The sequence below is a fragment of the Streptomyces sp. NPDC032198 genome, assembly GCF_040636975.1.
Lineage (GTDB): Bacteria > Actinomycetota > Actinomycetes > Streptomycetales > Streptomycetaceae > Streptomyces.
Map to the genome: position 1 here is coordinate 200954 of NZ_JBEZVL010000003.1, position 12059 is coordinate 213012.

General features: G+C 70.2%; 11 protein-coding genes. All 11 read right to left on the reverse strand.

Features of this window, described 5'->3' with window-relative positions; translation table 11 throughout:
* Positions 1-28: 28 nt before the first annotated feature.
* The 11 genes from AB0E78_RS09050 to AB0E78_RS09100 all read right to left on the reverse strand — a co-directional run bounded on the left by AB0E78_RS09050 (position 29) and on the right by AB0E78_RS09100 (position 11931).
* Positions 29-1159, reverse strand: a complete 1131-nt coding sequence (locus AB0E78_RS09050) for a polyprenyl synthetase family protein (protein WP_361829843.1) — start codon at positions 1157-1159, stop codon at positions 29-31.
* Positions 1156-2568, reverse strand: a complete 1413-nt coding sequence (gene hpnE, locus AB0E78_RS09055) for a hydroxysqualene dehydroxylase HpnE (protein WP_361829845.1) — start codon at positions 2566-2568, stop codon at positions 1156-1158. Before hpnE ends, AB0E78_RS09050 begins: the two co-directional genes overlap by 4 nt.
* Before the next feature lie 109 nt (positions 2569-2677).
* Entirely contained in the window at positions 2678-3628 is a 951-nt protein-coding gene (gene hpnD, locus AB0E78_RS09060) for a presqualene diphosphate synthase HpnD (RefSeq protein WP_361829847.1), read from the reverse strand.
* Entirely contained in the window at positions 3625-4521 is an 897-nt protein-coding gene (hpnC, locus tag AB0E78_RS09065; protein WP_361829849.1) for a squalene synthase HpnC, read from the reverse strand. Before hpnC ends, hpnD begins: the two co-directional genes overlap by 4 nt.
* A 335-nt stretch (positions 4522-4856) precedes the next feature.
* A complete protein-coding gene (locus tag AB0E78_RS09070) occupies positions 4857-5624 on the reverse strand; it encodes an ABC transporter ATP-binding protein (protein ID WP_361830423.1) in 768 nt (255 codons plus the stop codon).
* Between the two features lie 31 nt (positions 5625-5655).
* Positions 5656-6585: an ABC transporter permease gene (locus AB0E78_RS09075; protein WP_361829851.1), complete on the reverse strand. Its 930-nt coding sequence runs from the start codon at positions 6583-6585 to the stop codon at positions 5656-5658.
* Between the two features lie 95 nt (positions 6586-6680).
* The gene (locus AB0E78_RS09080; protein WP_361830425.1) at positions 6681-7526 is read right to left on the reverse strand and encodes a glycosyltransferase; all 846 of its coding nucleotides are present in this window, start codon (positions 7524-7526) and stop codon (positions 6681-6683) included.
* A 47-nt stretch (positions 7527-7573) separates the two neighbouring features.
* On the reverse strand, positions 7574-8353 hold the full coding sequence (locus tag AB0E78_RS09085) for a CDP-alcohol phosphatidyltransferase family protein (protein ID WP_361829853.1): 780 nt from the start codon (positions 8351-8353) through the stop codon (positions 7574-7576).
* Positions 8331-9395 (reverse strand): iron-containing alcohol dehydrogenase family protein, encoded by a 1065-nt coding sequence (locus AB0E78_RS09090; RefSeq protein ID WP_361829855.1) that lies wholly within the window; start codon positions 9393-9395, stop codon positions 8331-8333. The genes AB0E78_RS09085 and AB0E78_RS09090 overlap by 23 nt, the downstream gene beginning before the upstream one ends.
* Positions 9383-10120 (reverse strand): phosphocholine cytidylyltransferase family protein, encoded by a 738-nt coding sequence (locus AB0E78_RS09095; protein ID WP_361829857.1) that lies wholly within the window; start codon positions 10118-10120, stop codon positions 9383-9385. The genes AB0E78_RS09090 and AB0E78_RS09095 overlap by 13 nt, the downstream gene beginning before the upstream one ends.
* Positions 10117-11931: a DUF5941 domain-containing protein gene (locus tag AB0E78_RS09100; RefSeq protein ID WP_361830427.1), complete on the reverse strand. Its 1815-nt coding sequence runs from the start codon at positions 11929-11931 to the stop codon at positions 10117-10119. Before AB0E78_RS09100 ends, AB0E78_RS09095 begins: the two co-directional genes overlap by 4 nt.
* Between the last annotated feature and the right edge of the window lie 128 nt (positions 11932-12059).

Sequence of the window (12059 nt, forward strand, 5' to 3'; positions counted from 1 at the left end):
GAGGGCCCGCATATGCGCTCGATAGCGATCATCTCTTTCGTACGACGACGAAGTCGGCGAGCGCGACGAGCTGAGCCCGCACCCGGTCCGGCATCTGGATGGTGTCGAGCGCCTCGATCGCGATGGTGTGCTGGCGCCGGGCCTCATCGGCGGTCCACTCACGGCCGCCCGCCTGCTCGATCAGGGCGGCGCGCGCGGCGAACTCCTCCTCGGAGAAGCTGTCGAAGTCATTGCTCTTGGCGTCGGCCGCGAGCAGCTCGCCGAGCTGTTCGGAGGCGGGCCCGCCCGCGGCGAGCGCGGCCACGACGGGCAGCGACTTCTTGCGCTGGCGCAGGTCGCTCCAGGTCTGCTTGCCGGTGGCCTCCGGGTCGCCCCAGATGCCGAGCAGATCGTCCACGGCCTGGAAGGCGAGGCCGAGGTGGTAGCCGTACTTCTCCAGGACGTCGGCGGTGTGGTCGTCGGCGCCGCCGAGGACCGCGCCGATGGAGACCGCGCAGGCGAGCAGGGCGCCGGTCTTGTTGCCCTCCATCTCCAGGCACTCCTCGACGGTGACCCGCTCGCGGTGCTCGTAGGAGATGTCCTGCGCCTGGCCGTCGATCAGGGCACGAGTGGCGGTGGTCAGGCGGCGCGTGGCGCGGCCCGCCTCGACGGTGCCGATCTCCAGGAGGATCTCGTTGGCGAGCGCGAAGAGGGCGTCGCCGACGAGGATGGCCTGGGCCGGGCCGTGCACCTTCCACACCGTGTCACGGTGGCGGCGCTGCTCGTCGCCGTCCATCAGGTCGTCGTGCAGCAACGAGAAGTTGTGCACCAGTTCCACGGCGACCGCTCCCGGCACGCCGACCTCGGGCGCGGCACCCGCGGCCTCCGCGGAGAGCAGGGCGAGCGCGGGGCGCACGGCCTTGCCGCCGTCGCCGTCCGACGGGTTGCCCTCGGCGTCGATCCAGCCGAAGTGGTAGGCGGCGACGGTGTCCATGGGCGGCGCGAGGCGGTCCACGGCGGACCGCAGCACCGGGGTGGCCAGCGTCCTTCCGCGCTCGAGCAGTGAGGTCACGTCCACCGTGTCGGCAGCCGGTTCGGCCGAGGGCACAGTCGGCACAGTCTCTCCTCTTGTTCCAATGCTGGATTCCTGGGGACCTGACCCCAGAAGGTCTAGCTTCACGCGGCCTCCTCGACGTCGAAGAGGTGATCACGTGGGCGGTCGAGTGTGGAGAGAGCGGCCCCGGCGGCACTGATGCCACTGCGGACGGCGCTCTCCATGGTCGCGGGCCACCCCGTGGCGGTCCACGCCCCGGCCAGGTACAGGCCGGGAGCCTTGGTGCGAGCACCGGGCCGCAGCCGGCCCACACCGGGAGTCGGCGCGAACGTCGCGGTGCGCTCCCGTGTCACGAAGAAGTCCCGTACTTCGGCGCCGTGCGCGGCGGGCAGCAGCCGCTCCAGCTCCGGCAGATAGCGCTCGCGCAGCGCGGCGACGGGCGCGTCGATCTCGTCCTGGGCGGCGGACTGGGACAGCGCCACGTACTGCCCCTCGGTGAGCCCGGAGGCCTCGGTCCGGTCGAACACCCACTGCACCGGTGAGCCGATGGCCGCGAAGAAGGGGCGTTTGAGCACCTTGCGGTCGTAGACGACGTGGATGTTGAGGATCGGCGCGGTGTCGATGTCGAGCAGCCGGTCGGGCTCGTCGAGGGCGCCGTCCGGGAGCAGGTCGTGGGTCTCGTGCTGCGGCACGGCGAGCACGACGGTCTGGGCCTCGAACTCCTCGCCGGGAACTTCGACCTTCCAACCCCCGTTGTCCGTACGGGAGATGGAGGTGACTCGTGTCCTCAGTTCGGTTCGCACGCCCGCGGAGTCGAGCGCCTTGCGGGCGAGCGTGTCATGGACATCACCGAGGGGCACATGGGCCCAGCCGATGTCGGCGGCGCCCGGCTGCGAGAGCAGCCCGGTCTTGAAGACCATCGCGGCGAGCCCCAGCGAGGAGTCCCCCGCGACGGCGTTCAGCGTGGCCACACCGACCAGGTCCCACAGGGCCTCGACGGCGCGCGCCGACTGACCGTGCGCGGTCAGCCAGCTGCCGAAGTCCTGGCCGTCCAGTTCGGGGTCGGCCGGGTCGAGTCCCTTGAGGGCGAGCGCGGCACGTCCCACGTTGGCGCGCTCCGCGAGCGAGAGATGGGGATACGTGGCGAGGCTCGCCGCCAGGTGCAGCGGCACGGGCAGCGCGGTGCGGCGAAGGCGGCCGAGCCGGTTGCGGTCCGCGTCGAGCACGGGCACGTCGAGACGTTCCTGCAGGGGCGCCAGGGCCGCTCCGTCGACGCGGTCGAGGAACCAGCGGTAGGCGGTGCAGCAGCGCAGATAGACGTGCTGGCCGTTGTCGACGGTCAGCTCGCCGCGCTTGAAGGAGAAGGCGAGCCCGCCGAGGCGCGGCCGCCCTTCGAGCAGCGTCACGCGCAGCCCCGCGTCGGCGAGGGACAGCGCCGCGGTGATGCCGGCGAGCCCGCCGCCGACCACCACCGCGGCCCCGCGGCCGGCGGCGCTTTCGGCCTCCGCGGCCGATCGCGTGTCGTCGTTCGTCATGCGCTTTCCCCCTCGGCGGTTGCAGTCTGGGACGCCGGGGCGGAGCGGAGGGTTGCCCGCCGGTTGCCGGAGGTCGCCCTACGTTCAGCGCATTCGCCGCTGATGCCCCTCACGTACGCCTCCTGACGGTCTGTCGGGAGATGGTGCGCGCATCGAGACCGGAGAGACCGCGCACGGCGACATACGCCTTTTCGCGGCCCGGCAGCGAGACACGGCCCCGCAGGACCGCCTCCGGCTCCCGCTCGATGCGGTCGAGGAGACGCCGGTAGATGCCCGCCATGGCGGCGACACAGGCGCCGCTGCGCCGGTCCAGCATGGGCAGCAGCCGGTATCCCTCGGCGAACAGCGCCCGCGCCCTGCGCACCTCGAAGTGCACGAGCCCGGCGAAGTCGGACCCGGCGGGCGGCTGCGAGCCCGAGAACCCGGCCGAGCAGCCGAACTTGGCGAGGTCGTCGGCGGGCAGATACGTACGGCCGTCCTCCGCGTCCTCGCGAACGTCACGGAGGATGTTGGTGAGTTGGAGCGCGAGGCCGAGCGTGTCGGCATACTCCGGCGCGCGCTCGGCATTGAGCGCCCCCCGCTCCGTGCCGAACACGCCCAGCGAGAGCCGTCCGATGGCCCCCGCCACACACCGGCAGTAGACCTTGAGGTCCTCCCACGTCTCGTACGTCTCGCCGCGGACGTCCATCAGGACGCCGTCGATGAGTTCGTCGAGCCCGCCGAGCGGGATGGAGAAGTGGTCCGCGGCGTGCGCGAGCGCGACCGCCACGGGGTCGGTGTCGTCCTCGTCCACGTTGCCGGCGCGGATCCGGGCGAGCAGGGCCCGGGTGTCGTCGAGGCGCTCGGCCTTGACGTCCGGCGGGAGCGCGCCGTCACCGATGTCGTCCACGCGCCGCGAAAGGGCGTAGAGCGCCGACATCGCGCGGCGCTTGGGCATCGGAAGCAGCCTGATGCCATAGGCGAAATTGCGTGCCTGCTGCCCGGTGACTGCCTCGCAATAGCTGTATGCGGCGAGTACCGGCGCGGACACGTTCGGGCCTGACTCCACGGTCCGGCTCACCCCTCTCCTCGCAGAACCGCCCCCACCTCGCGCAGCAAGCGCGGCTTGGTGGGTTTGGGCGGTCCAGGAAGTACGTCGTATCCGGCGGCGACAATCGCGGAGACCGCCGCCCTCCCCCCAGCCACGAAACCTGCAAGCAGCACCTTCAGCCTGCCGTGGACGCTACCCACCAGGGGGGTGCCTTCATTCAGGAGGCAGCGGGCGCGTTCTGCTTCATATGCAACCAGTGCGCGCACCGACGCGCCTGCTGTCGGTGCGGCCAGATCCCGCTCCTGGACATGGAACCGCTTCATGTCCTCGGCGGGCAGGTAGATGCGGTTGCGGCCCAGATCCTCGGCGACATCCTGCAGGTGCTCGACGATCTGGAGGGCGGTGCACACCGCGTCCGAGCGGCGGATCCGCTCCGGCGTGGCGGTGCCGGTGATGCCGAGGACGAGCCGGCCCACGGGGTTCGCGGACAGCTCGCAGTAGGCGAGGAGGTCGTCGTACGTCTCGTAGCGGGCGACGAGCTGGTCCTGGCGGTTCGCCTCGATCAGGCCGAGAAAGGGCTCGGGGGTGAGGCCGCAGCGGCGCACGGTGGGCTGGAGCGCGCGCATCAAGGGGTGCATCGGGGTGGAGTCGAAGACCCGGTGCAGGTCGGCCTCGAAGGCGTCCAGGAGGGCGAGCCGGTCGTCGGCGGCCCCGGGGTCCACGCCGAGGTAGCGGGCGTCGGCGCCGCCGGGGGGCAGATCGCCGTCACCGATGTCGTCCACCAGGCGGGCATAGCCGTACACGGCCATGAGGTCGTCGCGCCAGGCGCGGGGCAGGAAGAAGGGCGCCACCGGGAAGTTCTCGTCCGCGGCCTTCGCGAGGACGGCGGATGCGTCGCGCAGCTGGAGATCATCCGTAGCCATTGCCGTCACATCTCCCGTTCTACACTGCCGACCCAATACATCCCATTTCGGACACGCCGCCCGGCCCTCCGCGAGGCGGGCCGTGTCATGAGCCGGGGCGCCGCGCGATATCGCCCCACTTGCCGCGAATCAGCACCGGTACAGCTTACGTTGTACAACGCAGCCTGCATCGTCGGGGTGTTCCGCGCATCACAACAACACACCGATTGGCGTCAAACTTCCCTGGGCGAGAGGGACTTGAGGCAACCAACGGGGCAGTCGGGATTCAGGACGCGGCAGAGCCCCGCCGGGTTGACTCCGACGGGGCCCTGACTCGTTCAGACGTACGGGTCGAGCTACTTGCCCGTGAACTTCTCGTACTCCTTGATGACCTCGTCGGTCGGCCCGTCCATGCGCAGCTCACCGCGTTCGAGCCACAGCACGCGGTCACAGGTGTCACGGATGGACTTGTTGTTGTGGCTGACCAGGAAGACCGTGCCGGCCTCCTTGCGGAGCTCGCGGATGCGGGCCTCGGAGCGCTTCTGGAACTTCCGGTCACCCGTGGCGAGCGCCTCGTCGATCATCAGTACGTCGTGATCCTTGGCGGCCGCGATGGAGAAGCGCAGGCGGGCCGCCATGCCCGACGAGTAGGTGCGCATCGGCAGGGTGATGAAGTCGCCCTTCTCGTTGATGCCCGAGAAGTCCACGATGTCCTGGTAGCGCTCCCTGATCTGCTCGCGTGTCATGCCCATCGCGAGCCCGCCGAGTATGACGTTGCGCTCGCCCGTCAGGTCATTCATCAGGGCCGCGTTCACGCCGAGCAGCGAGGGCTGGCCGTCGGTGTAGACCTTGCCCTTCTCCGCGGGCAGCAGGCCCGCGATGGCACGCAGCAGGGTCGACTTGCCGGAGCCGTTCGAGCCGATCAGGCCGATGGCCTCGCCCCGGTAGGAGGTGAAGCTGACGCCGCGCACGGCGTGCACCTTGCGTACGCCCCGCTCCTCGCCTCGCCTGACGATGCGGCTCAGCGCGGAGGTGGCACTGCCCTTGCCCGTCTTCGCGCCGTTCACGCGGTAGACGATGTGCAGCTCGTCGGCGATGACGGTGGGGATGTGCCCCTTCGTCACGTCGGAGATCTCGTCGGTGATCTTGTCTTCTTCAGCCACGGCCGTAACGCTCCTCAGCCTTCCAGAAGTACACGAAGCCGCCGACGGCGACCAGCACGGCCCAGCCCGCCGCGACCGCCCACACGTGCGTCGGGAGGTACTCGCTGCCGTAGCCGTCGATCAGCGCGAAGCGCATCAGGTCCATGTAGATGGCTGCGGGGTTCCACTGCAGGATGTCCGCGATCCACTCGGGCTTGCCCTTGAGCATGACCGGGATGGAGAACATCACGCCGGAGGCGTACATCCACGTACGCATCACGAACGGCATCAGCTGCGCGAGGTCGGGGGTCTTGCTGCCCAGCCTCGCCATGATCATCGCCAGGCCCGTGTTGAACAGGAACTGCAGGGCGAGGACCGGGACGATCAGCAGCCAAGACAGTTTGGGATAACTGCCGAAGCCGATCGTGATGATGAACAGCACGATCATCGAGAACAGCAGCTGCTGGAGCTGCTGCAGCGAGAAGGAGATCGGCAGCGAGGCCCGCGGGAAGTGCAGCGCGCGCACCAGGCCCAGGTTGCCCGAGATCGCCCGGACACCCGCCATCACCGAGGACTGCGTGAAAGTGAAGACGAAGACGCCCGTGACCAGGAACGGGATGTAGACCTCGCGCTCGAAGCCCCGGTCGGCCTTAAGGATGAGCCCGAAGATCAGGAAGTAGACGAGCGCGTTGAGGAGCGGCGTCGCCACCTGCCACAGCTGGCCCAGCTTGGCCTGGCTGTACTGGGCGGTCAGCTTCGCCTGTGAGAAGGCGAGGATGAAGTGGCGCCGTCCCCAGAGCTGGTGGACGTACTCGAAAAGTCCGGGCCGTGCGCCGCTGACGGTCAGACCGTACTTGGCGGCGAGATCGGCCCGGGAGAGCCCGTCATCGGGCGACGGGGGCGCGGTCACGGCGACCCCGCCGTCATGCGTTGTCTCACTCACGAGTGGAAACTTTCGTCTTCAGATGCGCAGCCGGTCGGGCGTAGGCGTGGGCCAGGGACCGGGGTATGGCCCAGATGTTCTCAGACCCGAGCTTGTCAGATGACAGGAGGTCGGCCCAGTCGGGTCAGGCGCCACACCGTACGCCACTTCATCGGTTTGCGAGGTCCGCAGGGCGTCGTCCAGCCCTCCTTGAAGCCGCCGAACCAGGCCTTGAGCGCGGGGCCCGAAGGCTTCCTGGCCAGGGTCAGGAGCATCCACACGCCGAGGTAGACCGGGACCAGGAGCGCGGGCAGGTTGCGGCGGGCGAGCCAGACGCGGTTGCGGGCGACCATCCGGTGGTAGACCGCGTGCCGCGAGGGGGCGGTGGTCGGGTGGAAGAGCACCATGTCGGCGCGGTAGTCGATCATCCAGCCCGCGTTCAGGGCACGCCAGGCGAGGTCGGTCTCCTCGTGGGCGTAGAAGAACTCGTCGGGCAGACCGCCGACCTCCGCCATGACCTGCGTACGGACGGCGTTGGCGCCGCCGAGGAAGGTCGTCACGCGGGATGAGCGCATCGGGTCGGCCGCGCGCAGGCGCGGGACGTGGCGGCGCTGGGTCTCCCCCGTGTCCGGGTCGGCGATGCGGAAGCTGATGATGCCGAGCTTCGGGTCGGCGGCGAAGGCCTCGCGGCACAGCTGGGCCGTGTCCATGTTGGCCAGGAGGCCGTCGTCGTCCAGGAACAGCAGGATGTCGACGTCGGTGCCGCCGGGGCCGAAGGCCTCGATGCCGACGTTGCGGCCGCCGGGGATGCCGAGGTTCTCGGGCAGCTCGACGGTCCGTACGCCTTCGGGGACGTCCGGCACGGGGGCGCCGTTGCCGACGACCACCACCTCGACCGGGTCGCCGTCCTGCTTGGCGACCGAGTCGAGGAGGGCACGCAGCTCCTGCGGCCGGTTGCCCATGGTGATGATGACCGCGCCGACCTTCAGGGGCCGGCTCCCCGCCGCACTCACTTCAGCCTGCTGGAAGCGAGGATGGACACGAGGTGCAGCAGGGTCTGGAGGAGTGCGATGCCGGCGAGTACGGCGACACCGACCCGCGAGAAGAACAGGTCGCCACGCACCTGGTCCACGATCGCGAGGACCAGGATGAGCAGGGACGCCTCGATGCCGAGCACGAGCCGGTGGAACTTCAGCGCGCCCGCGGCCTTGCGGGCCAGGGCCATGCCGGAGGAGCGCGGCTCGGAGGCCGACTCCTTGACCGGCGCCAGGCCCTGCTGGTGACGGGCGACACCGACGAGGTCGGTCTCCGCCTTGATCAGGATGGCGCCGAGCGCGGCGAGCGTGCCGAGGAAGGCCCACAGCCAGTCGATGCGGCCCGAGCCCCACAGATCGGCGGCGCGCAGACCGAAGCCGACCAGGACCGCGGCGTCGCACAGATAGGCGGCGACACGGTCGAGGTAGACCCCGGCCATGGAGTACTGCTTGCGCCAGCGGGCGATCTCGCCGTCGACGCAGTCGAGCAGGAGATACAGCTGGACCATGATCACGCCGAGCACGGCGCCCGTGATCCCCGGCACCAGAAGCGCCGGGGCGGCGAGGGCGCCTGCCACGGTCATCAGATACGTGAGCTGGTTGGGCGTGATCCTGGTGTTCACCAGGTAGCGGTCGCAGCGCAGCGAGATCTCTCGCATGTACAGGCGTCCCGCCCAGTGCTCACCGCTGCGCCGGTCCTTCACCCCTGCGGGGTGAACGACGGGGCGGAGTTCAGCTACCGATGGCCTTGGCATAGTCGGCGTATGCGTCCTTGATCTGGTCGGAATTCAGATTGAGGTGCTCGAGGATCGTGTAGCGCCCGGGGCGCGTCTGCGGGGCGTACTCCACGACCTGGACGAACTCGTCCACGGTGAAGCCGATCTCCTGCGGCGTCACGGGGAGGCCGTGCCTGCGCAGGACCTCCACCATGTACAGCGACTCCTCGCGTGCCCCGCGCAGGAACATCGCGAAGGCCGCGCCCAGGCCGCACTGCTCGCCGTGGCTGGCAGCGCGCTTGGGGAAGAGGAGGTCGAAGGCGTGGTTGATCTCGTGGCAGGCGCCGGACGCCGGGCGGGAGTCGCCCGACACGGACATCGCGATGCCGGTGAGGACCAGACCCTCGGCGAGGACCTGCAGGAAGGCGTCGTCGCCCACGCCACCGGGGTGGCGCAGGACGGCCTCGCCGGCCTGGCGCGCCATCGCGGCCGCGAGGCCGTCGATGTCCTCGCCGCGCTCACGTGCGGCGAGCTCCCAGTCCGCGATCGCGGAGATGTTGGACAGGGCGTCGCCGATGCCGGAGCGCACGAACCGTACGGGAGCCTCACGGATCACATCGAGGTCGATGACGACCGCGATGGGGTTCGGGACTCCGTACGAGCCGCGGCCCGCGTCGTTGTCGAGCGTGGCGACCGGCGAGCACAGACCGTCGTGCGACAGGTTCGTCGCGACGGCGACCAGCGGCAGGCCGACCCGCGCGGCGGCGAACTTGGCGCAGTCGATGATCTTGCCGCCGCCGAGGCCCACGACCGCGTCGTAGCGGCCCTTCTTGATGGCGTCGGCGAGCTTGATGGCGTCATCGAGCGTGCCGCCGCCGACCTCGAACCACTCGGCGCTGGGCAGCGACGGTTCGAGCCGCTGCCGGAGCACCGCGCCGGAGCCGCCGCTGATGGCGATGGCGAGTTTGCCGGTTGACGAGCAGATCCGCTGGTCCGCGAGGACACCGGCCAGGTCGTTGAGCGCCCCCGGCCGGATGTCCACGACGACCGGCGAGGGGATGAGCCTCGTCAGTACTGGCACGCGATCTCCCGGCCCTTGGCGAGGTCGTCGTGGTTGTCGATCTCGACCCACTTGACGTCGCCGATCGGCTCCACGTCGATCTTGAAGCCGCGGTTGACGAGCTCCTGGTAGCCGTCCTCGTAGTAGAGGTCGGGGTCGCGCTCGAAGGTGGTCTTCAGCGCGTCGGCGAGCTCGTCGGCCGCTTCGCCCTCGATGAGGGTGACGCCGATGTACTCACCGGTGGCCGTCGCCGGATCCATCAGCTTGGTGATCTTCTGGACGCCCTTGGCGGGGTCCACGATGACCTTCATCTCCTCGTCGGCGAGGTTCTTCACCGTGTCGAGGGCGAGGATGATCTTCTTGCCGTCGCCGCGGGCGGCGAGCAGCGTCTTCTCGACGGAGACCGGGTGCACCGTGTCGCCGTTGGCGAGGATCACGGTGTGCTTGATCGAGTCACGGCCGCACCAGAGGGAGTAGGCGTTGTTCCACTCCTCGGCCTTGTCGTTGTCGATCAGCGTGAGCTTGAGGCCGTACTTCGCCTCGAGCGCCGCCTTGCGGTCGTAGACGGCCTCCTTGCGGTAGCCGACGATGATCGCTACCTCGGTGAGACCGATCTCCGCGAAGTTGCCGAGGGTCAGGTCGAGGATGGTGGTGTCACCGTCGACCGGCACCAGGGCCTTGGGGAGCGTGTCGGTGTAGGGGCGAAGACGCCGTCCGGCGCCGGCCGCCAGCACGAGGCCGATCATGCGGGTTCTCCTTCATCGTGTACGGCGGGTGCTCCACGTTTGTGAGCGGTCACCCAGAAGCGGATGCTCTCGACGAGCACCACGAGTGCCACGGCCACGGCGAGTGCCGTGAGCGCGACGGTGAAATCTGTGTCGGTGAGCAGAGCGGCGGCGAGAGCGACCGCGAGCGTCCTGCCCTCATGCCCGCCGATCGCCCGCACCAGCCAGTGCGGCGGCGCGCCTGCGTCGCCGCGGATGCGGTACACCGTGTCGTAGTGATGGTAGGCGACGGCGGACACCAGTCCGAAAGCCGCGGGCAAGGCGCCGTTCACGTCCGCGTTGGCGGCGAGCAGCAGGATCGTGCCGTACTCGGCCGCGCGGAAGAACGGCGGGACCAGCCAGTCGAGGGCGCCCTTGAGGGGGCGGGCGACGGCGAGGCCCGAAGTGACGACGTGGATCACCGCGGCGACGATCACCCACGGGCTGCCGTACGACGTGAGTCCCGCCACGCAGACCAGCACGGCGCCGCCGGCGAAGGCGAGCAGCGGCGCGGGCAGCGCCGGGCCGCGGAGCCTGAGTGCGGCGAAGGCGGTCGCGAGCGGGCCGGTGTCGGCGAGGTCCGCGAGTGCCTGGGCGGCGCGGTCGGTGCGGGTGGCCTTGCGGGTCAGCGAGCGCAGGACACGGCCGGCCGTGGTGTAGCAGGCGGCGAGTCCACAGCCGATGAGCAGCACGATCAGGGTGATGCGCGGGGTGGTCACCGCGGTGAGCACGGCGATCAGGGCCCAGCGCTCGCCGATCGGCAGCACGATCATGCGGCGCAGCCAGACCGTCCAGCCGACGCTGTCGAGCTTGTCGGAGAGGGCAGCGGTGGGGCTGGTGTTGGCGGTGGCGTCGTGATTCGCCTCGTTGAACGAGAAGTCCACGACGTGCCGGCAGGTCTGCAGGACCATCGCGCCGAGCGCGAGCGCCCATACGTCGTCGCCGGTGGCGTTCGCCGCGCCGAGCGCGAGGCCCGCGTAGTAGGCGTACTCCTTGGCCCGGTCGAAGGTCGCGTCCAGCCAGGCGCCCAGCGTCGAGTACTGCAGGGAGTAGCGGGCGAGCTGCCCGTCCGTGCAGTCCAGGACGAAGGAGAAGAGCAGCAGCAGGCCGGCCGCGACGAAGCCGGGGCGGGTGCCGGTGGCCGCGCAGCCCGCCGCGATCAGGGCGACGAGCAGCGAGGCCGTCGTGACCTGGTTCGGGGTGAGGCCGCGGCGCGCGCACCAGCGGGCGATGTAACGCGAGTAAGGGGAGATGCAGTACGTCGTGAAGAAGCCGTCCCGCGACTTGACCGCGGTCCGCAGGCGTACGGCCTCGTCGTCCACGGCGGCCACGGCCTGCCGCGCCTCGTTCCGTGCCTGAGGATCGCTGGGCACGGTGGCGACGAGGGTGCCGAGGTCGGGGCGGTGGACGTCGCGGCCTTCGGCGGCCAGGGTCTCGGAGACGTGGTCCGCGAGCGCCTCCACCGTCAGGGCGGAGCCGCCGCCGTTGCCCGAGCCCGTGGTGGACCGCAGCGCACGCGTCAGGTCCGCCCTGGCCTCGGGCTGCGCGGTCACGGCGCCGGGGACGGCCGACGCGGCGAAGCGCGGGTCCGTCAGGCCGAGGCGGAGGGCGTGGACGTGGCCCACGAAGCGCGCGTCGACGACGGCGACCCGCTGTCCGGCCGGGACGGCGGCGAGCAGCGTCTCGGTGTCCGCCGTGTCGGAGGCGACCCGTACGTCAAATCCCAGGGACCGCAGATCGCCTTCGAGCGGCGACCCGGGGACCGGCTGACCGGTCAGGATGGCGGTCGACAGACGAACTCACTCCTTGATTGCCGGCGCGGCTCGCGCCGGGCACGTGCGTGATGAGGGGCGCCCCTGGCCGGCAGCGGCCGGGCGGCACGTCGGCAGAGGCTATCGGATGATGGGAAGCGGGCGTTCAC

Coding starts and splice junctions, on each gene's coding strand:
- hpnE (WP_361829845.1), bottom strand. CDS start 2,568: ATGACGAACGACGACACGCGATCGGCCGCGGAGGCCGAAAGCGCCGCC.
- hpnC (WP_361829849.1), bottom strand. CDS start 4,521: ATGGCTACGGATGATCTCCAGCTGCGCGACGCATCCGCCGTCCTCGCG.
- AB0E78_RS09080 (WP_361830425.1), bottom strand. CDS start 7,526: ATGGGCAACCGGCCGCAGGAGCTGCGTGCCCTCCTCGACTCGGTCGCC.
- AB0E78_RS09085 (WP_361829853.1), bottom strand. CDS start 8,353: ATGCCAAGGCCATCGGTAGCTGAACTCCGCCCCGTCGTTCACCCCGCA.
- AB0E78_RS09095 (WP_361829857.1), bottom strand. CDS start 10,120: ATGATCGGCCTCGTGCTGGCGGCCGGCGCCGGACGGCGTCTTCGCCCC.